The 25,726-nt window shown below is 73.1% G+C and carries 24 protein-coding genes; 13 read left to right on the top strand and 11 right to left on the bottom strand.

What is annotated here, in order from left to right:
- Positions 1-67 precede the first annotated feature (67 nt).
- From BCL76_RS17745 to BCL76_RS17725, 5 genes are all read right to left on the bottom strand, one after another.
- Positions 68-364 carry a hypothetical protein gene (locus BCL76_RS17745; protein WP_109780467.1) on the bottom strand — a complete coding sequence of 99 codons (297 nt, stop codon included), beginning with the start codon at positions 362-364 and terminating at the stop codon, positions 68-70.
- Between the two features lie 201 nt (positions 365-565).
- Positions 566-1,006 (bottom strand): VOC family protein, encoded by a 441-nt coding sequence (locus BCL76_RS17740; RefSeq protein ID WP_109780466.1) that lies wholly within the window; start codon positions 1,004-1,006, stop codon positions 566-568.
- 115 nt (positions 1,007-1,121) lie between these two features.
- Positions 1,122-1,526, bottom strand: a complete 405-nt coding sequence (locus BCL76_RS17735) for a nuclear transport factor 2 family protein (protein ID WP_109780465.1) — start codon at positions 1,524-1,526, stop codon at positions 1,122-1,124.
- Positions 1,527-1,624: 98 nt separating this feature from the next.
- On the bottom strand, positions 1,625-2,704 hold the full coding sequence (locus BCL76_RS17730) for an NAD(P)-binding domain-containing protein (RefSeq protein ID WP_109780692.1): 1,080 nt from the start codon (positions 2,702-2,704) through the stop codon (positions 1,625-1,627).
- Between the two features lie 89 nt (positions 2,705-2,793).
- Entirely contained in the window at positions 2,794-4,179 is a 1,386-nt protein-coding gene (locus BCL76_RS17725; protein ID WP_109780464.1) for a cytochrome P450, read from the bottom strand.
- A gap of 139 nt (positions 4,180-4,318) precedes the next feature.
- On the opposite strand from BCL76_RS17725, the gene BCL76_RS17720 reads away from it, so the two are divergent.
- Positions 4,319-4,735 carry an SRPBCC family protein gene (locus tag BCL76_RS17720; protein ID WP_109780463.1) on the top strand — a complete coding sequence of 139 codons (417 nt, stop codon included), beginning with the start codon at positions 4,319-4,321 and terminating at the stop codon, positions 4,733-4,735.
- Positions 4,735-5,163, top strand: coding sequence for a MarR family winged helix-turn-helix transcriptional regulator (locus BCL76_RS17715; protein ID WP_109780462.1), 429 nt, complete (start codon positions 4,735-4,737; stop codon positions 5,161-5,163). The genes BCL76_RS17720 and BCL76_RS17715 overlap by 1 nt, the downstream gene beginning before the upstream one ends.
- A gap of 66 nt (positions 5,164-5,229) precedes the next feature.
- Here BCL76_RS17715 and BCL76_RS17710 read toward each other — a convergent pair whose 3' ends face one another.
- From BCL76_RS17710 to BCL76_RS17700, 3 genes are read right to left on the bottom strand one after another with little or no spacing between them, the layout of a single operon-like run.
- Positions 5,230-5,907 (bottom strand): HAD family hydrolase, encoded by a 678-nt coding sequence (locus BCL76_RS17710; RefSeq protein WP_109780461.1) that lies wholly within the window; start codon positions 5,905-5,907, stop codon positions 5,230-5,232.
- Positions 5,908-5,952: 45 nt separating this feature from the next.
- Positions 5,953-6,432: an Lrp/AsnC family transcriptional regulator gene (locus BCL76_RS17705; RefSeq protein WP_033214198.1), complete on the bottom strand. Its 480-nt coding sequence runs from the start codon at positions 6,430-6,432 to the stop codon at positions 5,953-5,955.
- A gap of 25 nt (positions 6,433-6,457) precedes the next feature.
- Positions 6,458-7,219, bottom strand: a complete 762-nt coding sequence (locus BCL76_RS17700; protein ID WP_181382598.1) for a YoaK family protein — start codon at positions 7,217-7,219, stop codon at positions 6,458-6,460.
- A 70-nt stretch (positions 7,220-7,289) separates the two neighbouring features.
- On the opposite strand from BCL76_RS17700, the gene BCL76_RS17695 reads away from it, so the two are divergent.
- From BCL76_RS17695 to BCL76_RS17685, 3 genes are all read left to right on the top strand, one after another.
- Complete coding sequence (locus BCL76_RS17695) at positions 7,290-7,883, top strand: histidine phosphatase family protein (protein WP_109780459.1); 594 nt, start codon at positions 7,290-7,292, stop codon at positions 7,881-7,883.
- A 63-nt stretch (positions 7,884-7,946) separates the two neighbouring features.
- A complete protein-coding gene (locus BCL76_RS17690) occupies positions 7,947-9,479 on the top strand; it encodes an APC family permease (RefSeq protein WP_109780458.1) in 1,533 nt (510 codons plus the stop codon).
- Between the two features lie 9 nt (positions 9,480-9,488).
- Positions 9,489-9,914, top strand: coding sequence for a universal stress protein (locus BCL76_RS17685; protein ID WP_109780457.1), 426 nt, complete (start codon positions 9,489-9,491; stop codon positions 9,912-9,914).
- A gap of 52 nt (positions 9,915-9,966) precedes the next feature.
- Here BCL76_RS17685 and BCL76_RS17680 read toward each other — a convergent pair whose 3' ends face one another.
- The 3 genes from BCL76_RS17680 to BCL76_RS17670 all read right to left on the bottom strand — a co-directional run bounded on the left by BCL76_RS17680 (position 9,967) and on the right by BCL76_RS17670 (position 13,561).
- Complete coding sequence (locus BCL76_RS17680) at positions 9,967-11,247, bottom strand: cation:proton antiporter domain-containing protein (RefSeq protein WP_109780456.1); 1,281 nt, start codon at positions 11,245-11,247, stop codon at positions 9,967-9,969.
- Positions 11,234-11,875 (bottom strand): flavin reductase family protein, encoded by a 642-nt coding sequence (locus BCL76_RS17675; RefSeq protein ID WP_109780455.1) that lies wholly within the window; start codon positions 11,873-11,875, stop codon positions 11,234-11,236. The genes BCL76_RS17680 and BCL76_RS17675 overlap by 14 nt, the downstream gene beginning before the upstream one ends.
- An 84-nt stretch (positions 11,876-11,959) precedes the next feature.
- Positions 11,960-13,561, bottom strand: a complete 1,602-nt coding sequence (locus BCL76_RS17670) for a tryptophan halogenase family protein (protein ID WP_109780454.1) — start codon at positions 13,559-13,561, stop codon at positions 11,960-11,962.
- Between the two features lie 174 nt (positions 13,562-13,735).
- Between BCL76_RS17670 and BCL76_RS17665 the strand changes: the two genes are divergently transcribed.
- From BCL76_RS17665 to BCL76_RS17630, 8 genes are all read left to right on the top strand, one after another.
- The gene (locus tag BCL76_RS17665; RefSeq protein WP_109780453.1) at positions 13,736-14,734 is read left to right on the top strand and encodes an AfsR/SARP family transcriptional regulator; all 999 of its coding nucleotides are present in this window, start codon (positions 13,736-13,738) and stop codon (positions 14,732-14,734) included.
- 128 nt (positions 14,735-14,862) lie between these two features.
- Positions 14,863-16,374, top strand: a complete 1,512-nt coding sequence (locus BCL76_RS17660) for an aldehyde dehydrogenase family protein (protein ID WP_109780691.1) — start codon at positions 14,863-14,865, stop codon at positions 16,372-16,374.
- The gene (locus tag BCL76_RS17655) at positions 16,371-18,278 is read left to right on the top strand and encodes a non-ribosomal peptide synthetase (RefSeq protein WP_146228396.1); all 1,908 of its coding nucleotides are present in this window, start codon (positions 16,371-16,373) and stop codon (positions 18,276-18,278) included. Before BCL76_RS17660 ends, BCL76_RS17655 begins: the two co-directional genes overlap by 4 nt.
- 3 nt (positions 18,279-18,281) lie before the next feature.
- Positions 18,282-19,058 carry a thioesterase II family protein gene (locus BCL76_RS17650; RefSeq protein ID WP_109780452.1) on the top strand — a complete coding sequence of 259 codons (777 nt, stop codon included), beginning with the start codon at positions 18,282-18,284 and terminating at the stop codon, positions 19,056-19,058.
- The gene (locus BCL76_RS17645; protein WP_309136852.1) at positions 19,009-19,278 is read left to right on the top strand and encodes an MbtH family protein; all 270 of its coding nucleotides are present in this window, start codon (positions 19,009-19,011) and stop codon (positions 19,276-19,278) included. Before BCL76_RS17650 ends, BCL76_RS17645 begins: the two co-directional genes overlap by 50 nt.
- Position 19,279: 1 nt before the next feature.
- Complete coding sequence (locus BCL76_RS17640) at positions 19,280-20,494, top strand: cytochrome P450 (protein WP_109780451.1); 1,215 nt, start codon at positions 19,280-19,282, stop codon at positions 20,492-20,494.
- A 15-nt stretch (positions 20,495-20,509) separates the two neighbouring features.
- The gene (locus BCL76_RS17635; RefSeq protein ID WP_109780450.1) at positions 20,510-24,448 is read left to right on the top strand and encodes a non-ribosomal peptide synthetase; all 3,939 of its coding nucleotides are present in this window, start codon (positions 20,510-20,512) and stop codon (positions 24,446-24,448) included.
- 169 nt (positions 24,449-24,617) lie between these two features.
- On the top strand, positions 24,618-25,652 hold the full coding sequence (locus BCL76_RS17630) for a winged helix DNA-binding domain-containing protein (protein ID WP_109780449.1): 1,035 nt from the start codon (positions 24,618-24,620) through the stop codon (positions 25,650-25,652).
- Positions 25,653-25,726: the final 74 nt, after the last annotated feature.

The following is a 25,726-nucleotide window of genomic DNA, read 5'->3' as shown; positions in this document are numbered from 1 at the left end:
TCGCTCGTCACGCCGCCGCAAACCTCGGCATCCGGCCGCCCGAAGCGTTCGCCGCAGGTGGTTGTCGTCAGGTGCCGGAGTTGTCGACGAACCCCACGACATCGAGGAACTCGATGTGCGGCGCCACACCGTAGATGTGCGTCACCTTGTCGACGATCTCCTCCGTGAAGAAGGCGCGGGCCTTCGCCTCGTCGTCCCACACATAGAAGTTCCTTGCTCGAACGCCGTCTTCGTCGAGCATGAAGCTCTTGAAGCGAAGGCCGGCCATACCTTCGAATGGCGCTCGGAGTTCGTCGGCGATCTTTGTGAGAGCGGAGCGATCGAACGTTCCGGTCTGCGTGAAAGTCACGAGCACGCCGATCATCGGGCCTCCTGTCGATGGGGTGAGCAAACCGTGGATCGAGTCGCGTCAGCGGCGGAGCCCAGTGCATGCGAACGGAAATTCTGGTTGCTGGGGCCGCGAGTCGGTGCAGGAGCGCGTCGAGTTTCGCGTGCGTGCATGCTCGATCGAACTTATGGGTGAGGTGGGCTTCGCCGGTCCGTCCGCTGTCCGTCGCGGTCTCGATCAGGTCTTCGGGGCGCCGAAATCGGGCAGGGTGACCGATCCGTCCGCGGCGAGGGGGAATCCCGGATTGTGTGCGACTTCCCAGCAATGGCCGTCCGGGTCCGTGAAAGCGCTGGAGTAGAACCCGATCGCATTGACGGCCGCCGGCTTGGTGACGGTGCCGCCCGCCCTTCGCGCCGCGGCCAGCACCTCGTCCACCTCGGCCTCGGAGCGGACGTTGTGGGCGAGGGCGATCCCGCCGAAGCCGCCGCCCGGTCCGGGCTCGACCCCGCAGTCGCGCGCCAGCTTCTCCCGGTCCCACAGCACCAGTGCGAGCCCGCCGGTCTGGAAGAAGACCGTCTCCTCGACCTCCTGCCCCCGCCAGCCCAAGGCCTCGTAGAAACCCTTCGCGCGGGCGAGATCGGAAACCCCCAGGGTGACCAGGGTGATGCGCTGTTCCATGCGAGCACAGTAGAACGCCGCGCGGGACGGCCGCCGCATCCGCGCCCGGCGGCGCGAGGCGGCTCGGGGGTGGGGTCCGGGGTGGGGTCCGGGTCGGGGTCCGCTCGGCGGCCGATCAGTCGCCGAAGTAGGCCGTGGCCACCGCGTAGGTGTCCTCGTAGAGGTGGTAGCGGGTGATCCGCCCGTCCCGGACCGTGGCGTGCAGCGCGAACGCGGTGTCGATGTCCCGGCCGGTCTTCCTGACCTCGGACACCATGCGGCCGAGGAGCACCACGTCGTCGCCCTCGGCGATGACCTGGCGCAGGTCGAACTCCTTGGGCCGCACATGGGTCCGCAGCAGCTCGAAGAACGTCCGCATGCCGTCCGGCGAGTCCACCTCCGGAACCCACGGAATGCCCGGCGGGTGCGGGATCGAGAACGACACCCGGTCGGCGAACAGCGCCGCAGCCTCCGCACTCTTCCCTTCGGCCAGCAGCGGGAACAGGCGTTGGACGGTCTCCGTCGGTGAGGGGGTGGCCATGCCCGTCGACCCTACGCGGGCGGGCGAGGCCCTCGCTCGATGCTCGCCGGTGATGTCCGGGAAGCGGCCCGGAAGGGCCACCGGATCAGCCCACCGGATCAGCCCACCGGCGCGCCCGCCGTTTCGCGGCTCAGGAGCCGACGGATCTCGCGGACCGCGGCGCCGCCCGCGCGGTTGGCTCCGACGGTCGACGCCGACGGGCCGTAGCCCACCAGATGGATCCGCCCGTCGCGCACGGCCCGGGTCCCCTCGACCCGGATGCCGCCGCCCGGCTCGCGCAGGCGCAGCGGGGCGAGGTGGTCGACGGCCGCCCGGAATCCGGTGGCCCACAGGATCACGTCCGCGTCCACGTGGCTCCCGTCCGCCCAGGCGACGCCGGCGGGGGTGATCCGGTCGAAGACGGGCCGCCGGTCGAGCACGCCCGAGGCCAGACCGGCCCGGACGGCGTCGTTCAGCGGGAGTCCCGTCACGCTGACCACGCTCTGCGGAGGCAGTCCCTGGCGCACCCGCTCGTCCACCTGGGCCACCGCGGCCCGGCCCTCGGCCTCACCGAAGCTCCCGTCGCGGAAGACCGGGGGCCGTCGGGTCACCCAGGTGGTCCCCGCCGCCACCTCGGCGATCTCCAGCAGGTGCTGCACCGCCGAGGTGCCACCGCCGACGACGACCACTCGCGCCCCGGCGAACTCCTGCGGCCCCGGATAGTTCGCGGTGTGCAGTTGGCGGCCGCGGAAGGTCTCCTGGCCCGGGTAGCGCGGCCAGAACGGCCGGTCCCAGGTTCCGGTGGCGTTGATCAGGGCCCGGGCCGTCCAGATGCCGACCGAGGTCTCCACGCGCAGCCGCCCCGCGTCCCCCTCGCGTACGGCGGAGACGTCCACGGGTCGGTGCACGCGCAGGTCGAAGCGGTCCTCGTAGGCGGCGAAGTACTCCCCGACGACCTGCGAGGACGGTCGGAGCGGGTCGGCGCCCGTCAGTTCCAGGCCGGGCAGGGCGTGCATGCCGTGGACCTTGCCGTAGGTGAGCGAGGGCCAGCGGAACTGCCAGGCGCCGCCCGGGCGGGGCGCGTGGTCGAGGACCACGTGGTCGATCTCCGCCCGGGTGAGGTGGTAGGCGCTGGACAGGCCCGCCTGACCGGCACCCACGACCACCACGTCCACGTCCCCGGCGGCGTTCCGCGTCATGTTGTTCACGGTTCTACCAACCGGTCGCGGGCCCCGGATCTTCCCGGGAGGTTCGGGGCACCCCCGTGGTTCAGGGGCACCCCCGTGGTTCAGCGGGCGGCCCCGCCGTGCGCGCCGGCGCCTGCGCGGCGCAGGGTCGCCAGGACCGGATCGGTCGGTTGCAAGGTGAGCCCGGGGAAGACCCCGGCCCGGGCGCTCCCGCTGTCCAGGTGGAACCGCTGCGCCAGCACCGCCAGTACGAGCGCGGCCTCCACCAGCGCGAACCGCGCGCCCAGACAGGCCCGCGGGCCGCCGCCGAAGGGGAACCAGGCGTGCTCGGGCACCGGGTGCGGGGCGTCCGCGTCCCACCGTTCGGGGCGGAAGGCCTCCGGGTCCGGGAACCACCGGGCGTCGCGGGGCATCGACCAGGGGCTGGTCCATACCGAGGTTCCGGCCGGTACCGCGCGCCCGCCGAGGGTCGCCCCCTCCGTGGCCACCGCCGAGATCAGCCAGATCGGCGGATAGATCCGCAAGGCCTCCTTGACCACCTGCTGGGTCCAGGGCAGCCGCGCGTAGTCGTCGTAGGTCGGCAGCCGCCCGCCGAGCACCCGGTCGAGTTCCTCCGTCAGCCGGGCCCGTGCCGACGGCGCCCCCGACAGCAGCTGCCAGGCCCAGGTCAGGGTGGTCGAGGTGGTCTCGTGGCCGCCGATGTAGAGGGTGATCGACTCGTCCCGCAGCTCCTTGCGGGAGAGCGGCCCGCCGCTCTCGTCGCGGGCCGCGAGCAGTCGGCTGAGCAGGTCGTCCCGTTCCGCGCCGGCCGCCGATGCCGCCTCGTGCTCCCGGATGACGTGCTCGATCTCCCGGTCGAGCACCGCCACGGCCGCCCGCATCCGGCGGCGCCCGGGAGTGCGTACCCAGGGCGGCAGGAACAGCGTCAGCCCGCGGAACTCCGCGCCCAGTTCGCGCTGCGCCGTGGCCATGGCCGCGCTGATGGGCGCCTCCCGGCCGGCGGCGTCGCTCCCGAACAGCGTGCGCACCGCGATCCGCTGGGTGAGTCCGGCCATCTCCCGGTGTACGTCGACCCGTTGCCCCGCGCGCCAGCCGCTCGCGAGGGCGTCCGCGCACTCGACCATCGTGGCGGCGTACGAGCGCACCTGGCGTGGCCGCACGGCCGGCTGGACCAGCGCCCGCTTGCGCCGCCAGTCGTCCCCGGTGGCGACGACCACGCCGTCGCCCAGCAACTGGCGGAAGGCCCAGCCCAGTTCCGTCGGCCGGAAGGTGGACTCGACGGCCCCGAGCAGCTCGCCGGCGTGCTCGGGTCGGGAGACCAGGATGTTGCGCCGGCGGCCGAGCGCCCAGGGCACCCAGTCCCCGTAGCCGTCGCGCAGGGACTCGAAGAAGGCCAGTGGGTCGCGGGCGAAGGCGGGCAGGTTGCCGAGCAGGGGCCAGCGGCGCGGTCCGCCGCTCCGGGTGCCCGGGGTCAGGGTCGCGGTCACGCAGGCATGGTGACAGCCGCCCCCGCAGGCCACCAGAGGGCGGACGGTGTCTCCTCGGCGCGGTCGGGCCCGGCATCGTTGACGAATAGTCTGCGCGTAGATAATCTATGGACAGACGATCCGATCAGGGAGACCAGCCATGTGGGAGTACGAGCACAGCATCGAGACCGGCGCCACCCCCGAGGCGATCTGGCGGCTCTGGGCGGACGTGGAGAACTGGGGCGCCTGGAACGCCGAGATCCAGAAGATCGAGATCGACGGCCCCTTCGCGGCCGGTACGCGGATCACGATGACGCCGCCGGGGGAGGACCCGATCCCGCTGCGCATCGCCGAGGCGGTCGAAGGTGAACTGTTCGTCGACGAGGCGCGCTTCGACGGCCTGCTGCTGCGGACCGTCCACCGGATCGACCCGATCGGCCCGGACCGGATCCGGGTGGTCTACCGGATGGAGATCACCGGCGACGGCGCCGACGAGATCGGCGCGCAGATCGGTCCGGGCATCACCTCCGACTGGCCCGACACGATGGCCGCGCTGGCCGAGCTGGCGCTCCGCTGATGCCGCTCAGCCCCGGCGAGAGCCCCGGGTTCCTGCTGTGGCACGCCACCCTGCGCTGGCAGCGCGACATCGCCACGGCCTTGGCCCCGCTCGACCTCACCCACGTGCAGTTCGTGCTGCTCGCCTGTACCTGGTGGCTCAACGGCCAGGGCGAGCACCCCAATCAGCTGGCCGTCGCCCGCCAGGCCGGTACCGACGTCAAGATGACCTCCCAGGTCCTGCGCACCCTGGAACAGAAAGGGCTCGTCGCGCGGGAGGTCGACCCGGCCGACACCCGCGCCAAACGGCTGCGCGTGACCGATGCCGGAGCCGAACTGGCCCCACGGGCGATCGCCGCCGTCGAACAGGCCGATGCGGAGTTCTTCCGGCCGGTGCCCCTCGGCGACGCGGTGGCCCTGCTCGGTCGCCTGGCCCGTCCGGAGGCCTGAAGGTCCGGAGAGCCCGAACCCCGGCGGGCGGTCGCCGGGGGATGAGGTCGGATACCGCTCGACGCGCTAGGCGGTCCGGCGTGCGGCCAGCCAGTCGTACGCCGCGTCCGCGCTGAACTGCGGCTGCCCGCCCGGGAAGAGGAGTTCGGCAGAGGCGAAGGCCGGGTCCTGCGCCATGTCCGGGGTGTACGGGACGGCCACGCAGGCCATGCCCGCGGCGTGCGCGGCCCGCGCCCCGGGCGCCGCGTCCTCGACGACCACGCAGTCGGCGGGCTCGGCGCCCAGTCGGCGCGCCGCCTCCAGGAACACGTCCGGCGCGGGCTTGCCCCGCGCCACCTCCTCGGCGGAGACCGTCGTCGTCAGCAGCGCGTCCAGCCCGGTGCCCGACAGCACCGCGTCGATCGCCTCCAGCGAGGAGCCGGAGGCCACCGCCATCGCGACGCCCTCGCCGTGCAGCCGCTCGACGAACCCCCGCATCTGCGGGAAGACCTCGGTCCGGGTGCGGGCCAGCTCCAGGTACGCGGCGTTCTGCTCGGCGAGCAGCCGCTCGACCGGCGCCCGGATCCCGTACCGGTCCCGCAGGATCTCCAGGGTCTCCCGCGTGCCGATGCCGATGAAGCGGGAGTGCTGCTCCCAGGTGAAATCGGGGACCCCGTGCCGCTCCAGGGTGCGGCGCCCGGACTCGTAGTAGTTGGGCTCGCTGTCCACGAGGGTGCCGTCGAGATCGAATATGACGGAAATCATCCGATACACCCGTCCTACAGGTCGCGTCCTGTTTCGATAATCCTGTCAGGTTTTGCTGGCATTTCTTCCCACGGATTCGACCAGCGGCAGCAAGCGGTGCGGCACCCGTTCGCGCAGTGCCACCTCCGTACGGGTGCGGACCACGCCCGGGAGCTGGATCAGCCGCTGGATCACGTCCTCCAGGTGCCCGTTGTCCCGGGCCGCCACCCGGGTCAGCAGGTCCCCGCCGCCGGTGATCGAGAAGGCCTCGATGATCTCGGGCACCGCGGCCAGCGCGTCCCCCACGTCGTCCAGATGGCCCTGCGTGACCTCGATGTGCACGAAGGCCAGCACCGGATGGCCCAGCGCGGCGGGGGAGAGCACCGGCCCGGTGCCCGTGATCACGCCAGTGCGCTCCAGCCGGTCCAGCCGTGCCTGCAAGGTGCCGCGCGCGACGCCGAGGATCCGGGCGTACTCGCGGACACTGGTGCGCGGCTGCTCGATCAGCAGGCGCAGAATTCTGGTGTCGAGCTCGTCCACCGCCACGTCCCGACTGTACCAATGGCCCCGCTCACCCCGGCTTTTCCCGGCCGGGTGTCTGGTCGGTGTGCAACGCGGGCTGGCCCCGGTAGAGCAGGCCCACGACCAGCACCGTCACGGCGGCCGGCAGCAGCAGTCGGCCGACCGTGCAGCCGGCCCGCAGCATCAGCGCGCCGAGGAACCCGCCGGCGAACATGGCCAGGACGGACAGGCCGCGCAGCTTCCAGCCCGCCGTCCGGTACCCGTAGATGTTCTCCCGTCCCATGGCCGAAGCCCCGATGAAGGCCGTCATCGACCGGGTGACCAGCGTCGTCGGTACGCCCGGCACGTTCGCCCGCATGATCGTGGTGTTGCGCAGTCCCATCGCCAGGGCCAGCACCACCATCGCCGCCAGATGCCGCACGGTCGGGGATCCGTACTGCGGAGCGAGCCCCCAGCCGATGCCCGCGGCGATCAGGATCAACCCGGCCTCGGCGAGGAGGCCGATGACGAACCAGCGCCTCCCGCGGATCTCGCTCACGGACTCCAGATGCGACCCGCCCACCACTCCGACCACGAACGCGGCCAACGAGACCCCGGGCGCGAGCGTCTCCAGCCTCCCCGCCCCGGCCGCCCCGAAGGCCACGAACAGCACATTGCCCGTCTGCATCGCCGTGAAGGCCGGCCCGAGCGCCAGCAGGCTCACCGCCTCCACCAGCCCGGTCACCCCGGTCAGTACGACCATCAGCGCGGGCATGTGCGGGGGCAGCAGCGGCGCACCGGCCCTCCGCCCGGCCTCCCGGTTCTCGTCCATGACGCCCGACAGTGACACGCCCGCCCCCGTGCTCCGACGCCGACATGCCGGAAGACATAGGGTCCGGAGGATGAGTGACCTGTTGCTGGTGAGGCACGGCGAGACCGCCTGGAGCGCGAACGGGCGGCACACGGGGCGCACCGATCTGCCGTTGACCGCGCGCGGGGTCGAGGAGGCCATCTCGCTGGCCCCCTTCTTCCGGGACCAGCAGCCCGCCCTGGTGCTGACCAGCCCCCTGCGCCGGGCCGTCGCCACCGCCGAACTCGCCGGCCTCACCGGCGGCCAGGCCGACCCCGACCTGTACGAATGGGACTACGGCGGCTACGAGGGGATCACCACCGCGCAGATCCGGGAGACGACGCCCGACTGGTCCCTGTGGACCCACGGCGTCCCGCCCGGCGACGCCGAGCACCCGGGCGAGAGCGCCGCCCAGGTGGGCGCCCGCGCCGACCGCGCCCTGGCCCGCGTCGCCCCCGTGCTCCGCGCGGGCGGCGGCGACGTGGTGCTCGTCGCCCACGGCCACTTCCTGCGCGTCCTCACCGCCCGCTACCTGCGCCTGGAGCCCGAACACGGCCGACTGTTCCTGCTGCGCACGGGGACGGTCAGCGTGCTGTCCACGGAGCACGACCTCCCGGTGATCGCGGGCTGGAACACCCGCCCCTGACAGCGGCGCCGGACGCGCTCGCCTCGCCTCGCGCGCCGCCGGGGCGTGCGTGACCATTCGTACATGGGTCACGACGCGTACACGGACGAAGGCAGTGCGGGTGCCGGACCGGAGGGCTTGGACGAGAAGCTCAAGGCCAACGCGATCGGATTCCTCGACGCACTCGTCATCGGCCTGAACTCCACCTCGCCGGCCTACTCCCTGGCCGCCGTCCTCGGCCCGATCGTGGCGCTGGCCGGCATCTACGCGCCCGGCGTGATGCTGGCCTCCTTCGTGCCGATGCTCCTGATCGCCGCCGCCTTCTACTACCTCAACAAGGTCGACCAGGACTGCGGGACCACCTTCTCCTGGGTCACCCGGGCCATGGGTCCCTGGGCCGGCTGGCTCGGCGGCTGGGCCATCGCCATGACCGGCGTCCTGGTCATCGGCTCACTCGCGGACGTCGCCGTGCACTTCGGGCTGCTCGCCGTCGGACTCGACAGCTGGGCCGCCAACGCCTGGATCCGCCAAGGCCTCACCGTCGCGGTGATCCTCGCCATGACCGGCATCTGCGTCATCGGCACCGAGCTCTCGGCCCACCTCCAGGACGTCCTCATCCTCGCCCAGGTCTTCTTCCTGCTGGCCTTCGCCGTGGTCGCCATCTACCGCGTCTACGCCGACACCAGCACCCTGGACTCGATCGAGCCGTCCCTCAGCTGGCTCAATCCCTTCGGCGCGGGCGGCGCCGCCCTCACCGGCGGGCTGCTGCTCGGCGTGTTCATCTACTGGGGCTGGGAGTCGGCGGTCAATCTCACCGAGGAGGTCGAGAACTCCGCCACCGCGCCCGGCAAGGCGGGCATCTGGTCGACCGTGATCCTGCTGGTCACCTACCTGTCCGTGGGCTTCGCGGTCGTCGCCTACGCGGGCACCGCCTACCTCGCCGAGAACGCGGGCGAGGAGGAGGCCATCTTCGCGGTCCTCGCCCACGAGGTCATGGGCGGCTGGGACTGGGTGGTGCTCCTCGCCGTCTGCACCTCGGCCCTCGCCTCCACCCAGACCACGATCATCCCCGCCTCCCGTACCGCCCTGTCCATGGCCCGCCGGCACGCGCTGCCGCACCGGCTCGCGCACATCCACCCGAGGTTCCGCACGCCGGACGTGAGCACGTGGTGGGTGGCCGGCATCGCCATCGCCTGGTACCTCGTCGTCAACCAGATCAGCGAGAACGCCCTCCTGGACTCGCTCACCGCGCTCTCCCTGCTCATCGCGTTCTACTACGCGCTCACCGGCCTGGCCTGCGCCGTCTACTACCGCCGGCACCTCCTCGAGAACGTGCACAACTTCCTGCTGATCGGACTCGGCCCGGTGATCGGCGCCGGCCTGCTGACCTGGCTGCTGGTGGAGTCGATCGGCGACATGTCCGACCCGGAGAACTCCGCCGGCGGTGTCTCCTGGTTCGGACTCGGCCCGCCGCTGGTCATCGGCATCGGCATCGCGCTCGTGGGCGTGGCCGTCATGTGCTTCTGGCGGGTCCGGGACGGCAGGTTCTGGCAGGAACGGCGCGGCGTCGTCGACCCGGAACTCGTCCATGCCGGGAAGCCCAAGACACCCTCCTAGGAGCCCCCGATGTCCGTGGTCCTTGGATACGACGAGTCACCGGGCGCCGAGCGGGCGCTGCAGGTGGCGCTGGAGGTGGCCACCGCCTTCGGCGAGCCCCTCGTCCTCGTCTACGGCGCGGCCGCCCCGGGCCCCACCGGCGAGGAGTCCCGCGCCCACCGCGAAGCCGTCCGGCAGGCGGGCCGCAGCGCGCTCGCGCACGCCGTCGAGGAGGCCGATGCCGCCGGGGTGCCCTCCTCGGTCGAGGTGGCCGACGAGAAGCCCGCGCAGGCCCTCTTGGACGCCGCCGAGCGCCACCGGGCCCGCGTCATCATCGTCGGCAGCTGGGGCGACAGCCCGCTGCGCGGCGCGCTGCTCGGCTCCACCCCGCACAAGCTGCTGCACCTGTCGCCGATCCCGGTGCTGTGCGTACCGACCGGACCGGAGGGCGCCTGACCGCCGTGGTGCGGCCGGGGCGGGCGGACACCCTCCGGTACCGGTCCGCCCCTCAGGGCCCGGAGAGGGCGCTTTCGGGCTCGGCCCGCGCCGGGGCCCGGCGGCTCACCCCCTTCCCGGCGCGCAGCCGGCTCAGGGCCGGGCTGGTGATCGCCGTGGTCACCAGGGCCATCAGCACCAGCATGGTGAACAGTTGCGGTCCGATGACGCCGAGTTCCAGGCCGACGTTGAGCACCACCAGCTCCGTCAGCCCCCGGCAGTTCATCAGCGCCCCGATCGACAGGGCCTCCCGCCAGGGTCTTCCGCAGACGCGCGCCGCGCCCGCCGCGCCGCCCCACTTGCCGAGGAAGGCCACCAGCAGGATCGCGGCCGTCCAGAGCCACAGCTCCGGCGCGGCCGTCAGGCCACCGATGTCCGTACGCAGACCCGTGTGCACGAAGAACAGCGGCAGCAGCACGGGCACCGTGAACGCGCGCAGCCGGGCCGCCGAGGCCTCGATGCGCCGGCCGGTGCGCGGGGTGACCACCCCGAACAGGAACGCCCCGAACAGCGCGTGCACGCCGATCCGGTCGGTGGCCAGCGCGGACAGGCTCAGCCCGCTGAACAACGCCACCAGGACCGCAGCGTCCCCGGCCCGGTCGGCGCGGGCCGACCAGCGGGCCAGCAGCGGTCGTACCGCGTACAGCATCACCAGGGTGAACGCCACGGCGAGTCCGGCCGTGGTGGCCGCCTCCAGCGGGGACCCCGCGGTGGCGAGGGCCACCACCAGGGCCAACAGGCACCACGCGACGACGTCGTCCACGGCCGCGCAGGCCATGGCGAGCGCGCCGAGCGGAGTCCCGTACAGGCCCCGGTCGATGAGGATCCGGGCGAGGACCGGGAACGCGGTGATGCTCATGGCCACGGCCATGAACAGGGTGAACGGCATCCGGCCCACCCCGTCGGGGGCGAACTCGCCGTACATCGCGACCGCGAGGAGCGCGCCCAGGACCAACGGCAGCAGCATGCCCGCCTGGCTCACGGCCACCGCGACCCGGGTGTGGCCGCGCAGGCTCTTCAGGTCCAGCTCCAGCCCGACCAGGAACATGAAGGCGAGCAGCCCGAGCTGCCCGAGCACCGAGGTGTACGGCAGCACGGACGGCGGGAAGAGCGCATGCTGTGCCTGAGGCCAGATCCAGCCCAAGAGTGACGGGCCCAGCAGGATGCCGGTGGCGATCTCGCCCACCACCGGCGGCTGCCCGAACCGGCGGCAGACGGCCGCCCCCACCTGGCAGGCCAGGATCACCACCGGCACGGCGACGAGCAGGGCGGGCAGCGGGTCAACGGACGACACGGGTACCTCCCTCGGGCGCGGCGGGCCGCAGGGCGGCGGGCCGGTCGCGGTGCGGGGCGGCCTGCGCGGCCTGAGCTGCCGGCTGTGGGGCCGCGGCCGCCGCGGACCACGGGGCGTACCGGCGCAGCCCGTAGAGCAGCGGTTCCCGGTCGTCCCGTACGGTCACCCGGCGGGCCTCGGCGAAGACGGCCGTATGGTCCCCGAAGCCGACGGTTCTCACCACGGCGCAGTCCGCGACGGCGTGCGCGTCCGCCGTCAGGTGCGGTCCGCCCGCCCCCAGCGGCAGCCGCCACTCGACGCGGTCGAAACGGTCGGGCGCCCCCGAGGCGAACAGGTCCGAGGTGCCGCGGGCCCGCTCGTGCAGCAGGTTGACGGCGAAGTGGCCCTCGGCGAGCAGCACCGCGAGGGTCGGGCTCGCCGCCCGTATGCACACCACGAGCGTCGCCGGTTCGAGGGCGACGCTCGCGAGGGAGGTGCAGGTCAGTCCGTGCGGCACGGAATCGGAGTCCAGTGTGGTGACGACGGACACCCCGGTGGGGAAGGAGGCCATGAAGGGACGGAGGTCCGTCGGCCGGCCCCCGGCCGACTCGTCCGGTGCGGCGGGGTGGGGCACGGAGCGGTGGGGCATGTCTGACTCCTGAGGTGGCTGAAGCAACTGCGGCCCGGCAGCCGGCGGGAGAGCCGTACTGCCGGGCCGTGGGAGCGGTGGGCCTTACGCGCCGTGCAACTGGCGCAGGTAGTCGTAGGCACTGGGCAGCGTCTCCAGCAGGTTCTGCTGTTGGCGCTTGACCGCGTCGAAGAGGGGTTCGGCACCGGCCACCGAGTCCGGCCGGTGCGCCAGGGAGGGCAGCGGGGCGTCCGGCTCGAGGCCGAGCCCCGCGAAGATGCAGTAGTAGCTGCCGTTGGTCCAGAAGTTACGGAACTCGGCCTCGAAGTTGCCGTAGTACGTCGACTCGTCGGTGATCGGCGAGTTGATGGGCAGACCGGCCTTGTAGGCGGAGATCTTCTGCTGGATGTTGTCGGGGAGGGTGAGCTTCTTGTTGGCCTGCCAGAACGGCGTGTCGTTGCGCGGCGCGTAGAAGAAGTGCGCCTGGATGAAGTCGCGGGTGTCGTCGAACATCACCTCGATCTCGTGGTTGAAGCTGTTGATCAGACCGTCGTTGAAGGTCTTGTCCGGGAAGTGCTTGGCCAGCTGGTAGATCGCGGCGGTGATGAAGTAGATGCCGGTCGACTCCAGCGGCTCCAGGAAGCAGGAGGACAGACCGATGCTGACGACATTCTTCACCCACGCGCGCCGGTTGCGGCCGACGCGGAAGCGGATGTGGTTGAACTTCGTCTCCTCCACGTCCAGGCCCCACATGTCCGCGAACTCGCGGGTGGCGGTGTCCTGGTCGGTGAACTTGCTGGAGTACACGTAGCCGGTGCCGAAACGGCCCAGCATGGGGATCTTCCACGCCCAGCCGGAGGACATGGCGATCGCCGACGTGTACGGCTCCACGCCGTTCGCCTCGTCGTCGTGCGGGACGGCCGTCGCCACCGCGCTGTCGCACAGCAGGTGGTCGCTCATGTCGATGAAGGGCTCCTCCATCGCCTGGTTGATCAGCAGGCCGCGGAAGCCCGAGCAGTCCACGAACAGGTCGGCGTCCAGCGCCAGTCCGCCCTTGGTGTGCAGGGTGGTCACGTAGCCGCGCTCGTCCTGCTCGACCCGCACCATCTCGTCCTGTACGTGGTTCACGCCCTGCTTCTCGGTGCTGAACCGGCGCAGGAAGTCGGCCACCAGCTGGGCGTCGAAGTGCCAGGCGTAGCGGGTGGCCGGCCGGCCGTCGAGCCAGCGCGGCGCCTTCATCGCGTCCATCACGGGGGGCTCGCGGAAGCAGGCGTAGTCGAACGGCTCGGTGGTGCGGCCCTCGTACTTGCGCTTGAACCAGTAGTGCGACAGCGGGGTCTGGTCGTAGTCGGGGAGCAGCCCGAACGGGTGGTAGAAGTGGTCCGGACCGCCGCCCGGCAGCTCACGGGCCGCCGACTCGCCCTGCCCGTCCGTCCGCCAGTTGACGAAGCGCACCGCCATCTTGAAACTCGCGTTGCACTCCCGCATCCACTCGTCCTCGGCGATGCCCAGGTAGTCGAAGAAGGAACGCTGCAGGTTGGGCACGGTGGCCTCGCCGACACCGATGCGCGGGATCGTCGGCGCTTCGAGCACGGTGATGTCGACCGTTCCCTGCAGCGCCTTTCCGAGGTATGCGGCCGTCATCCAGCCGGCCGTGCCGCCGCCCAGGATGACGACCTTCTGAAGCCGGGTGTCGCTGCTGGTCATGAAACAGCCCTCATTTCGGATTCGGCGGTTCGGGTGGTCGTGCTCATCAGTGTCGAAAAACCCCCTATCACCGCTCTACACCGCTCGGATCCGGCCGTTGTAGGGCCCTTGTAGAACCCCCGGACACACTCCTCGCAGGCAGAGCGGCAGGCTGAAAACCACCGGGAGGACGCGATGACCACCGCAGCGACCGAAACAGCGGGACCGGCCGTACGGGTCCGCTTCCTGGGCGACTTCGAGCTGACCGTCAACGGCACCCCCGTCCAGCGCTGGCGGGCCGGCAAGGCCCGTGGCCTGTTCCAGTACCTCGCGGTCCACCGTGGCCAGATGCTCACCCGCGACCGGCTCTACGCCTCCCTGTGGCCCGGCGCCGACTCCGCCGCGGGCAGCTCCCTGAAGGTCGCCGCCCACGCGCTGCGCCGGGTGCTCGACGCCCACCCCGACCGCCCCGGTGACTCCGGGATCCAGTTGGTCTACCGGGACTTCGGGTACGTCCTGCACATCACCGGCCTCTGGTGCGACCTGGACCGGTTCCAGGAACTGGTGCACACCGGCCTGCGCGCCGCCGCGGCCGGTGACGCCCCGCTCGCCCGCACCCGGCTGCGGGCGGCGATCGGCCTCTACGGCGGCGAGTTCCTGCGGGGCGAGAGCGCCGACTGGGTCGTCGAACAACGCGAGTACCTCCGGGCGCTCGCGCTGCGGGCCCTGGGAGCGCTGCGCGCCGACGCCGAGGCCCGCGAGGACTTCGTGGAGCTCATCGAGGTCTGCAGGCGCACCCTCGAGATCGACCGCCACCACGAGGAGACCTACCGCGCGCTGATGGCCGCGCACGGCCGGCGCGGTGAACTCGCCTGTGTCCGGCGCTGGTACGAACTGTGCGCCCGCCGGATGCGCGACGAGCTGGCCGTGGCGCCCGGCCACGAGACCCAGCGGCTGCTGGGCACCCTGATCCCGGCCGCCGCTCGCGCCGCCGCTGCCGCTCCCGTCTCCGCCGTCACCGGCGCCCCACCCGCCACCGTCCGCGCGCTGCGGCCGACGGCCCGCCGGGCCGGGACCCCCGCCTGGAGCCCGGAGGCCCGTACGACCGCCCTGGCCCGCACCGTGCGGCGGGCCAGGCCCGACAACCGGGCCGCGGCCGCCCTGGCCCGTGCGGCCGACCAGGCGACCGCGTGAGCCCGACCCAGCTGTTCAGCGAGCCCGTGATCCCGTGACCGAGTGAGGACCCCACCGTGACCGTGCTGACCGTGCCGACCGAGCCACAGGACTCCAGACCCGCCGGGGCCGAGCTCGACGCGGCCCCCCTGCCGCCCCGCTACACCGACCAGTGGATCGGCGGCGCGTGGGTCGCCTCCGACGCCGACGGCCGCCTCGTCGTCACCGACCCCGCCACCGAACGCGCCCTGGCCACCGTGCCCGCGGGCACCGCCCGGGACGCCGACCTCGCCGCGCGCGCCGCCGCGGCCGCCTTCCCGCGCTGGGCCGCCACCCCGCTGCGCGAACGCACCGCGCTGCTGCGCCGGGTCGTCGAGGCCATGGAGGTCCGGGCCGACCGCTTCGCCGAGACCATCACCGCCGAGGTCGGGGCGCCCGCCCGGATGGCCCGCCAGACCCATGTCGGGCTCTCCCTCGGCATGGCGGCGCACTGCGTCGAGACCGCCGCCTCCTACACCTTCGAGGAGCGCGTCGGCCACTCGCTCGTCGTGCGCGAGGCCGCCGGCGTGGCCGCGTGCATCACCCCGTGGAACACCCCGCTGCTGCTCACCGTGCAGAAGATCCTCCCCGCGCTCGCTGCCGGCTGCACGGTCGTGCACAAGCCGAGCGAGATCACCCCGCTGCACGCCCGGCTGCTCGCCGAGGCCGTCGCCGAGGCCGATCTGCCGCCCGGCGTCTTCAACATGGTGGTCGGCACCGGCACCACCGTCGGCACCGCCCTCGTCACCCACCCGCTGGTCGACGTGGTCTCCCTGACCGGTTCCACCCGAGCCGGCCGCGAGGTCTCCGCGCTCGGCGCCGACACGGTCAAGCGCGTCCACCTCGAACTCGGCGGGAAGAACGCGAGCCTCGTTCTGGACGACGCCGACCTGGCCGCGTCCGTGGCCGCCACCGTCGACCAGATGCTCTTCAACACCGGCCAGACCTGCCTGCAATGGAGCCGGCTGCTGGTCCCGAGGCACCGCCAGGACGAGGCGGTGGCGCTCGCCGGTGAGGCCATGGCCGGGTATGTCACCGGCGATCCGCGCGACCCCGCGACCGACCTCGGCCCGTTGGTGTCCGCCGCCGCGTACGCACGGGTCACCGACCACATCCGGCGGGGCATCGAGGAGGGCGCCGGGCGGCTGGTCCGCGGCGGCCCCGACCGGCCCGCCGGCCTGGACACCGGCTACTACGTCCGGCCCACCGTCTTCGCCGACGTGGACCCCCTGAGCACGATCGGCCAGGAGGAGATCTTCGGGCCGGTGCTCTCGGTCATCCCCTACGACGACGAGGACCAGGCCGTCCGGATCGTCAACGGCACCCGCTACGGGCTGCACGGCGCGGTCTGGTCCGGCGACGACGCCCGCGCCGAAGCGGTGGCCCGGCGCTTCCGCTCCGGCCTGGTCGACGTCAACGGCGGCCAGTTCAACCCGGCCGCCCCGTTCGGCGGGTTCAAGCAGTCCGGGATCGGGCGCGAATGCGGCGCCGCCGGACTGGAGGCCTTCCTGGAGACCAAGTCGATGCAGCTCCCGCAGGGCACGGGAGGCCAGGTGGTCGGCCCGCGCCTGCGGGCCACCGCGGCCGCCCGCCCCGCGGACACCGAGAGGAACGACGGATGACCGACCGGCACGCCGAGTCCCCCGGGGCCACCGCCCCGGGCGCCCCGGCCGACGACGCACCGCCGCGCGCGGCCCGGGCCGAACCGGGCCCCGCCGAGCCGGCCGACGCCGCGCTCCCGCCGCTGTTCGCCCGCCTGGAGCGGTGGACCCGCGAACAGCCGAACGAGACCGCCGTCAAGGCCTTCGACGGCACCCTCACCTACGCGGCGCTCACCGCCCGCACCGCCCGGTACGCCACCGCCCTCGCCGGGGCCGGGGTCGGCCCGGAGACCGCCGTCGGGCTGCTGCTCGGTCGGTCCCGGGAGAGCGTGCCCGCCCTGCTCGCCGTCTGGAGCCTCGGCGCGACCGCCGTCCCCCTGGACCCCGCGCATCCCGTCGAGCGCCTCGGCCGCGTCCTGCGCGACGCCGGGGCAGCCGTCCTGGTCGCCCCCGAGGTGCCCACGGGCCTGGAGCCCGGCGGGATCACCCTGCTGGCCCCCGCCGACATCCGCCGCAGCGCCCCCGGGCCGCTCGGGGTGTCCGTACCCGCCGCCGACAGCTGCTCGTACCTCATCTACACCTCCGGAACCACCGGCCGCCCCAAGGGGGTCGAGGTCACCTACCGGGGCCTGGACACCTTCGTGCAGGCCCTCGGCGACCTCGGACTGCCCCCCGGCGGGCTCGGCCTCAACGCCGTCTCGCCCGCCTTCGACGGCTGGCTCTGGTGCACCCTGCTCTACCTGACGCACGGCCAAGGGGTCGCCCTGACCGACCTCTCCCTGGACGGGCTGCGCCAAGCCGCCGCCGAGGGCCGCGAGCCGCTGCCCGTCGGCCTGCGCACCGTCTCCCTCACCCCTTCGCTGCTGGCCGCGCACGGCGCCGGGATCGACTCCGCCGAAGTGGTCGTGGTGGCCGGGGAGGCCTGCCCGGCCGCGCTGGCCGAGCGGTTCGCCCGCGGCCGCCAGCTGCTGAACGTGTACGGGCCGACGGAGGTGACCATCGCCGCCACCTGGGCCGACAGCCGACGAGGGGACGACGTGACCACCATCGGACGACCGCTGCCCGGCTACCGGGCCTACGTCCTGGACGAGGAGCTCCGCCCGGTCGCCGCCGGAACCGAGGGTGAGCTCTACCTCGGCGGCCCGGCCGTCGCCCGCGGCTACCGGGGCCGTCCCGGGCTCACCGCGAGCCGCTTCCTGCCCGACCCCTTCCAGGGCGGCGGCACCCGCATGTACCGCACCGGTGACGTCGTGGTCCGCCGCCCGAGCGGCGAACTGGAGTACCGGGGACGCCGCGACGACCAGGTGAAGATCCGCGGCCACCGCATCGAACTGGGCGAGGTGGAGCGGATCGCCGCGGAACTCCCCGAGGTCGTCGCCGCCGCCTGCTGCCCGCTCGCCGCGGGGCAGACCCTCGGCCTCGCCGTGGTCGCGGCCCCCGGTGCCGACCCGGCGGGCCTCGCCGAGCTGGTCGTGGAACGCTGCCGCAAGCAGCTGCCCGCGGCCGCGGTGCCCGCCGCCGTACGGGTGCTCGACCGGATCCCGACCCTCAGCACCGGAAAGGCCGACCGCGAGGCGCTGGCCAAGTACCTGGCGGCGCCGGACCGGACACCGGGCACACCGGTGGTGGCCCCGGGCAGCGGTCCGACCACGAGCGAGCGCGTCGTCATGGCCGTCTGGGCCGACGTGCTCGCCACCGAGATCCCCGGCCCCGACGCGGACTTCTTCGAGCTGGGCGGCCACTCACTGGCCGCCGCCCGCGCGGTCTCCGAACTGCGCCGCGTCACCGGACTGCGCGTGGGCCTCGGCGCGTTGCTGGCGGAGCCGACGGCCCGGCACTTCGCCGCCGAACTCGACCGGCTGTCCGCCGAGCGGGAGGCGTCCACCCCCGCCGGCCCGGCCGACGACACCGCCGAAGGGGCCTGAGCCATGGGCACCTGGATCTCCACCTGGACGGACGACCCCGCCGACCGGGCCCTGCCCGCCCTGCTGTGCCTGCCCCCCGCCGGGGCCGGTTGCCAGCAGTTCCGCTCCTGGCAACCCGAGCTGGCCGGCACCGCCCAGGTGTACGGAGTACAGCTGCCGGGCCGGGAGAACCGCTGGCGGGAACCGATGCCGGACACCTTCGACGAGGCCGTCGAAGCCATCGCGGCCGAACTGGTGTCCACCCTGGGGGACCGGCCGCTGATCGTCTTCGGCCACAGCTTCGGCGGCCTCCTCGGCTACGAGGTCTCCCGCCGCGTCGCCCCGCGGGCCCTGGTCGTCAGCGGCTGCCGGGCACCCGGCCACTGGGACGGGGCCGGCCGCGGCATCGTCGACGACGGCGAGGAGCTGGACAAGCTCTTCGACACGGCCGGGCTCGACCCGGAGCTGCTCGACGAGGACACCCGCGCGCTGATGGTCGCCATGCTCCGCAAGGACGCCCAACTGTCCCTGAGCTACGTCCACAAGCCCGGCGTCCGCCTCGACGTGCCCGTCCATGCCTGGGGGGCCGACGGCGACGAGACCGTCACCGCCGCCGACCTGGACGGCTGGGCCGCGATCACCACCGCCGCCTTCTCCCGGCACACCACCACGGGCGGCCACCACGCCGTACTGCGCCACCCGAGGCCCGTACTGGACCAGCTGACCGCCCTGCTCCGGGCCGAGGGCGCCGATTCGCCCGCCCCTGCCCCCGTACCGACCCCCACCACGACCGGCGCCTGAGCGCCCGACCGTCCCCTTCCGCCCGAGTCCGGAGGACACCGTGCCCACCACCCACCAGGTCCTCGTGAACCACGAGGGGCAGTACGCGCTGTACCCCGCCACACGCGAGACCCCCGACGGCTGGACGCCGGCCGGGTTCGACGGCACCGAGGACGAATGCGCCGGCTTCGTGGACGCCCACTGGCCCGACACCCGCCCGCTCAGCCTGCGAGGAGCCTGAGATGGAGATCGACCTGCTCGACCCGGGCCCCTTCGGCCGCAACGACTTCTGGCCCACCTTCACCTGGCTGCGCGCCCACTCGCCCGTCCACTGGCACCCCGAGGCCGGGAGCGAGGACGGCGGCTTCTGGGTGCTGAGCCGGCACCGCGACATCATGAAGGTCTACGCCGACAGCGACACCTTCAGCTCGGCCCGTGGGATGCGCCTGGGCAGCGACCCGGCCGCCGTCGCCGCCGTCGCCCAGCGCATGCTCATCGTCTCCGACGTCCCCCACCACACCCGCCTCAAGCGGGCCCTGCACCAGGCCTTCGGACCTCAGCAGATGCCGCGCCTGGAGGCGATGGTCGACAAGGTCGTCGGCGAGCTGGTGGCCGAGGCCGTCGAACGCGACGAACTGGACTTCATCGACCTCGCCAAGCAGCTCCCCAACCGGGTCGTCTGCGCCATGATGGGCATCCCGCGCGCCGACTGGGCCTGGATCGGGGCGCTGACCACCGACGCCTTCGACTCCCCGGACGACGAGGTGCGCACCAACGCGCACTCGGAGATCTTCCTCTACTTCATCGAGCTGCTCGCCGAGCGCCGGGCCCGCCCCGGCGACGACCTGGTCAGCCAGATCGCCCACGACACCCTCGTCGACGAGGGCGACGGGGTCGAACGGCCCCTCAGCGACCACGAGATCGTCTTCAACCTCAACGGCGTGCTGTCCGGGGCCAACGAGACCACCCGCTACTCGGCGGCCGGCGCGGTCCACATGTTCGCCGAACACCCCGACCAGTGGCGGCTGCTGCGCGGCCTCGGCCAGGACGGCATCGCCCCGGCCGTCGAGGAGATCCTGCGCTGGACCACCCCCGGGGTGCACGCCCTGCGCACCGCCGTCCGCGACACCGAGATCAACGGGATCCCGGTGGCCGCGGGCGCCCGGGTGACGCTGTGGAACGTCTCGGCCAACCGCGACGAGGACGTCTTCGCCGACCCGCACGCCTTCCGGGTCGACCGCCGCCCCAACCGGCACGTCGCCTTCGGGCACGGCCGCCACCTGTGCCTCGGCGCGCGGCTGGCCCGTTTCGAACTCGGCGCCCTGCTCACCGAGATGCTCGGCGCGCTGGACGGCTTCGAACTCGCCGGACCCGTCACCTTCAACTCCTCCAACTTCACCTGGGGGATCAACGCTCTCCCCGTGCGGCTGCTGCGCAGCCGAGCCTTCGCGAAGTAAGAAAGGGCCCGCACTGTGACCACCGCACTCGTCGACTTCAACCGCTCGGACGCCGCCTTCCCCACCACCGGGTATCCGCAGCTCCTCGCCGAACAGGCCGCCCGCACCCCCCGGGCCACCGCCCTCGCGCAGGGCGACCGCAGCTGGACCTACGCCGAACTGGAGGCCGCCACCAACCGGCTGGCGCACGCGCTGATCGCCCGCGGCGCCGCCCCCGGGACCCGGATCGGCCTGTGCTACCCCCGGAGCGCCGACTACGTCATCGGCTCCCTCGCCGTCCTCAAGACCGGTGCCGCGATCGTCGCCCTCGACCCGGTCAACCCCGACGACCGGCTCGCGGCGATGATCGCCGACGCCGCCCCGCTGCTCGTCCTCACCCCGGCCGACCTCGGCCGCCGGATACCCGAGGACGTCCCACAGGCCGAGGTCGCCACCGCCGGAGCGGGCCTGCCCGACACCGCGCCCGCGGTCGTCACCGGCCCCGACACCGTCAGCCACCTCATCTACACCTCCGGATCCACCGGCACCCCCAAGGCGGTCCTCGAACGGCACGGGGCGCTCACCAACCTCGTGCACTGGACCACCCGCGCCTACGGGGTCCGGCCCGGCGACCGCGCCTCCTGGATGTCCACCCCCGGCTTCGCCGTCCAGATCATGGAGTGGCTGGCCTACCTGCCCGCCGGCGCGGCCATCCACATCCCCGAGGCGGGGCAGGCGCAGACCCCCGAGCAGATCCGCGAGTGGCTCGTCGGCGAGGGCATCACCCACACCATGCTGGTGGCCGCCCTGGCCGAGCCCGCCTGGGGCCTGGAGTGGCCCACCGACACCGCCCTGCGGATCCTGGTGACCACCGCCGAGCGCGTCCACAGCTGGCCGCCCGTCGACACCCCCTTCCGGGTCGTGATGACCTACGGCACCACCGAGACCACCAACGTCCTGTCCTGCCTCGACCTCGGCGCCGGCATCGACTTCACCAGCCAGGCCACCTCCGACGAGGTCCGCGCCACCCGGCAGGTCCCGGTCGGCGTGCCCATCGCCAACCTCCGCGTCCACCTCCTCGACGAGGACGGCGCCCCGGTGCCCGAGGGCGAGGTCGGCCGCCTGCACGTCTCCGGCGCCGGCGTCGCGGCCGGCTACCACGGCCGCCCCGAGCTCACCGCCGCGAAGTTCCACCCCAACGTCCTCGCCGACGACCCGCACCCGGTGCTGTACGACACCGGCGACCTCGCCCGCCGCCGCGAGGACGGCGCCGTCGAACTCCTCGGCCGCTCCGACTCCCAGGTCAAGATCCGCGGCTTCCGCGTCGAGCTCGGCGAGGTCGAGACGCACATCGCCCGCCTCGACGACATAGCCGAGGCCGTCGTCGTCACCCAGGAGCGCGGCCCCGGCGACAAGCGGCTCATCGCCTACGTGTCCCCGGCCGGCGCGGCCGAACCGGACTCCGCCGCCGTGCGCGCCGAGGTCGCCCGCACCCTGCCCTACTACATGGTCCCCGCCACCGTCGTCGTCCTGCCCTCCCTCCCACGGCTGCCCAACGGCAAGGTCGACCGGCGCAGCCTGCCCGAGCCCCCGGAGGGCCGCGACGCGGTCGGCGCCGGCTACGAGGCTCCCCGTAACGAGGTCGAGGACGGGCTCAGCAGGCTGTGGGCCGAGGCCTTCCGCACCGACGGCGTCGGCATCCACGACAACTTCTTCGAGCTGGGCGGACATTCACTGCTGGCCTTCCAGCTGATCGACGAGATCCGCCGCCGCTACAGCGTCGAGCTCAGCCTCTCCGACCTCTCCACCTGCCCCACCGTCGCCGAGCTCGCCACCCTCGTCACCACCGAGCGCGCGGGCGGCCGCGGCTCCTTCGGCGGACTCCCGGCGATCGTCCCGGACCCCGCCGCGCGCTTCGAGCCCTTCCCGCTCACCGAGAGCCAGCAGGCCCTGTGGATCGGTCGTGGCGGCCTCGTCGAGCTGGGCAACGTCGGTTGCCACGGCTACTTCGAGTGGGAGAGCGAGAAGCTCGACGTGCCCCGCTTCGAGGGCGCCTGGCGCCGGCTCGTCGAACGCCACGACGCCCTGCGCACCCGCGTCCTGCCCGACGGCACCCAGCAGGTCTTCGAGGAGATCCCGGCCTACGAGATCCCCGTCACCGACCTCGGCGACCTCGACGAGCAAGCCCGGGGGGCCGAACTGGCCGCGCTGCGCGAGCGACTGTCCCACCAGGTGCTCGACGGCGACGCCTGGCCGCTGTTCGACGTACGGATCAGCCTGCTCGGCGGCGGCCGGGCCCGGATCCACCTCTGCCTGGACTTCCTCGTCGCCGACGCCTGGAGCTACTTCCAGGTCCTCATCCCCGACCTGGTCACCTACTACGTGGAACCGGGCGCGGAACTCGCCCCGCTGGAGCTGACCTTCCGCGACTACGTGCTCGCCGTCGGGAACTCGCTGCGCGACAGCGAGCTGTACCGCCGCTCCGAGTGGTACTGGCGCGACCGACTCGCCACCCTCCCGCCCGCCCCCGAACTGCCCGAGCGCCCGGCCGACGCCCCCGAGCTGCCCGTCCGCTTCGAGCGCCGCAGCCACGTCGTCGCCCCGGAGCGGTGGAGCCGGATCCAGGAGCGCGCCCACGCCCGCGAGGTGACCCCGTCCGGGGTCCTGGCCGCCGCCTACGCCGAGATCCTCGGCCGCGCCGCCGGACAGGCCCGGTTCACCATCAACTTCCCCCTGTTCAACCGCCTTCCGCTGCACCCGCAGGTCAACTCGCTGCTCGCGGACACCACGACCACCCTGCTGCTGGCCGTCGAGCAGACGGAGAGCACCTTCGCCGGACGGGCCCAGGCCGTCCAGCGCCGGCTCTGGGCCGACCTGGAACACCGCTACTTCAGCGGGGTGCAGGTGCTGCGCGAGCTGACCAAGCTGCGCGGCTCCCTCGCCCCGGCCATGCCCGTCGTGATGACCAGCCTGGCCGGCCACCCGCCGCAGTACGAGGAGACCGAGCTGGGCGCGCCCGTCTACGGCATCTCCCAGACCCCGCAGGTCTCCCTCGACTTCCAGGTCTTCGAGAAGCCCGACGGCCTCACCTTCAACTGGGACTTCCTGCCCGCCGTCTACCCGGACGGACTCATCGACGCGATGTTCGAGGAGTTCACCGCCCTGCTGGACGCCCTCGCCGAGGACGAGATCTGGGAGCGCCACTCCCCGCCGCCCGGCGAGGAGAGCGCCGCCCCCGTCACGGCCGAGGAGCGCGACACCGGCGACGCCTGGGAGCGGTACTGGGCCGGGATCCGACGCACCGGGCGCGGCGGCGACGTCATCTGGGACGCCGACAGCGGCGAGGAGTTCCACTGGTTGCTCGACCAGGCGCGGCGCCACTTCCGCGACGGCCTGCCGCTCATCGACCTGGGCTGCGGCAACGGCCGCTACAGTCGCGAACTCGCCCCGTACTACCCCCGGGTCGTCGGCGTCGACGTCTCGGCCAGTGCCATCGAGCACGCCACCCGTGAGGCGGAGGGAGTGCCGAACGTCGACTACCTGGCGATCGACATGACCGACGCCGAGCAGGCCGCCGTCCTGGGGGAGGGGCCGTACAACATCTTCGTCCGCGGCGTCTTCCACGTCCTGGACAGCGAGGCCCGGGCCCGGCTCGCCGCCGTAGCCGATCGCCTGCTGGGGGACGAGGGCACGCTGATCGTCCACGAGCCCGACTACTCCAGCAACTCCTTCGGGTACCTCGGCTTCGTCGGCGGCAAGCGCGGCCGCGCCGAGGACCTGGTCGGCCCGCTGGAGGCGGCCGGCGTCCGGCACTCGCACCGCTTCACCCGGCCCGAACTGGCCGAGGCGTTCGGCGCGGACGGGTGGGAGGTCGTCGAGGACGAGGCGATAGAACTGCACGCGATCGACCCGCGGTCGGACTCCGACGCCCTGCGGTTGCCCGGATACTACGCGGTGCTGCGCCGCAAGCGCTGACGTCCGCACGCTCCGGCCCGGCTCTGTGCCGGGCGGCTCCCCGCCGCCCGGCACAGGGCCCGCGCGTCGTTCGGAGCACCGGACCGGTTGCGGTGAACGGGCCGTCGCAGCATGGCGGCCCGCGGGTGGGAAGACGCGGCCACGGCCGCACGGCTGAAAGACTGGACACGTGGAACGACGTACGACGACCGACCGGCTGCTCAGGGCGCGCGCACAGGCGATCGGGGGCGAGGTCCGGGAGGAATCGGTCGCCGCCGTCCTCGACCGGGTGCTGGCCGTACAGGCACAGGACCTGCCCGCGGCGGAGCTCGGCCTGCGGGTACGGGCCCGCGGGCTGACCCAGGACGCGGTGCGCCGGGCCACCGACACCGAACGCAGCGCCGTCCGCGGCTGGTTCATGCGCGGCACCCTCCAGCTGGTGCCGGCCGCCGACGCCCGGTGGCTGCTGGCCCTCTTCGGCCCCGTCCACCTCGCGCTCGCCGCCCGGCGGCTGCGCGAACTGGGCCTCGACGAATCCCTGTGCACACGCTCGGAACAGCTCATCACCGAAACGATCGGCGCCGAGGGGCCGTTGACCCGCGCCCAGCTCACCGACCGGCTCACCGCCCTCGGGGTGGAACCGAAGGGCCAGTCCGCCTTCCACCTGATCCGCCGCGCCGCGCTCGCCGGCCGGATCTGCCACGGACCCCAGCGGGAGGGCGAGGCCACCTTCGTCCTCCTCGACGACTGGCTGCCCGCGACCGGCCCCCTCCCCTTCACCGGAGCCGCCGCCGAACGCGAACTCGCCCGCCGCTACCGCGCGGCCTACGGCCCCTCCGACGCCCTGGACTTCGTCCACTGGTCCGGGCTGAAGACCACCACGGGCAAGAGCGCGTGGGCCGCCGTCCGCGAGAGCGGGCCCGAGCCCTCGCCCACCCCGGGCGAGCCCGACGTACGCCTGCTGCCCGCCTACGACAACTACCTCGTCGGCTACCGCAACCGGGACCTGTCCGTGCCCGCCGCACACGAGCGCCGGGTGTGGCCCGGCGGCGGCCAGATCCGCGCCACCGTGCTCGTCGACGGCCTGGCCGTCGGCACCTGGTCGGGAGGTCGCCGCGGGGCGCCGGTGGCCGTCGAGCCCTTCCCCGGGGCCGAACCCCACACCCCCGCCGTGGCGGCCGGCATCGCCCGCGAGAGCGCCGACATCCGACGCTTCTCCAGCTGATCTCATCGCCTCTCTACAAGGGCTCTACAGTCCCCGGATTCATAACCGGCCGCTAACTCGGGATCCATAGCGTC

Origin of the sequence: Streptomyces sp. CG 926 (genome assembly GCF_003148825.1) — a bacterium.
Taxonomy (GTDB): Bacteria; Actinomycetota; Actinomycetes; order Streptomycetales; family Streptomycetaceae; genus Streptomyces.
This window is presented reverse-complemented; position numbering and strand designations above follow the sequence as displayed.

Bases quoted from the DNA above. Each gene is read 5' to 3' on its own strand.
- BCL76_RS17745 (WP_109780467.1), bottom strand. From the start codon at position 364: ATGATCGGCGTGCTCGTGACTTTCACGCAGACCGGAACGTTCGATCGC.
- BCL76_RS17740 (WP_109780466.1), bottom strand. From the start codon at position 1,006: ATGGAACAGCGCATCACCCTGGTCACCCTGGGGGTTTCCGATCTCGCC.
- BCL76_RS17735 (WP_109780465.1), bottom strand. From the start codon at position 1,526: ATGGCCACCCCCTCACCGACGGAGACCGTCCAACGCCTGTTCCCGCTG.
- BCL76_RS17730 (WP_109780692.1), bottom strand. From the start codon at position 2,704: ATGACGCGGAACGCCGCCGGGGACGTGGACGTGGTGGTCGTGGGTGCC.
- BCL76_RS17720 (WP_109780463.1), top strand. From the start codon at position 4,319: ATGTGGGAGTACGAGCACAGCATCGAGACCGGCGCCACCCCCGAGGCG.
- BCL76_RS17715 (WP_109780462.1), top strand. From the start codon at position 4,735: ATGCCGCTCAGCCCCGGCGAGAGCCCCGGGTTCCTGCTGTGGCACGCC.
- BCL76_RS17710 (WP_109780461.1), bottom strand. From the start codon at position 5,907: ATGATTTCCGTCATATTCGATCTCGACGGCACCCTCGTGGACAGCGAG.
- BCL76_RS17700 (WP_181382598.1), bottom strand. From the start codon at position 7,219: ATGGACGAGAACCGGGAGGCCGGGCGGAGGGCCGGTGCGCCGCTGCTG.
- BCL76_RS17695 (WP_109780459.1), top strand. From the start codon at position 7,290: ATGAGTGACCTGTTGCTGGTGAGGCACGGCGAGACCGCCTGGAGCGCG.
- BCL76_RS17690 (WP_109780458.1), top strand. From the start codon at position 7,947: ATGGGTCACGACGCGTACACGGACGAAGGCAGTGCGGGTGCCGGACCG.
- BCL76_RS17685 (WP_109780457.1), top strand. From the start codon at position 9,489: ATGTCCGTGGTCCTTGGATACGACGAGTCACCGGGCGCCGAGCGGGCG.
- BCL76_RS17675 (WP_109780455.1), bottom strand. From the start codon at position 11,875: ATGCCCCACCGCTCCGTGCCCCACCCCGCCGCACCGGACGAGTCGGCC.
- BCL76_RS17670 (WP_109780454.1), bottom strand. From the start codon at position 13,561: ATGACCAGCAGCGACACCCGGCTTCAGAAGGTCGTCATCCTGGGCGGC.
- BCL76_RS17665 (WP_109780453.1), top strand. From the start codon at position 13,736: ATGACCACCGCAGCGACCGAAACAGCGGGACCGGCCGTACGGGTCCGC.
- BCL76_RS17655 (WP_146228396.1), top strand. From the start codon at position 16,371: ATGACCGACCGGCACGCCGAGTCCCCCGGGGCCACCGCCCCGGGCGCC.
- BCL76_RS17650 (WP_109780452.1), top strand. From the start codon at position 18,282: ATGGGCACCTGGATCTCCACCTGGACGGACGACCCCGCCGACCGGGCC.
- BCL76_RS17640 (WP_109780451.1), top strand. From the start codon at position 19,280: ATGGAGATCGACCTGCTCGACCCGGGCCCCTTCGGCCGCAACGACTTC.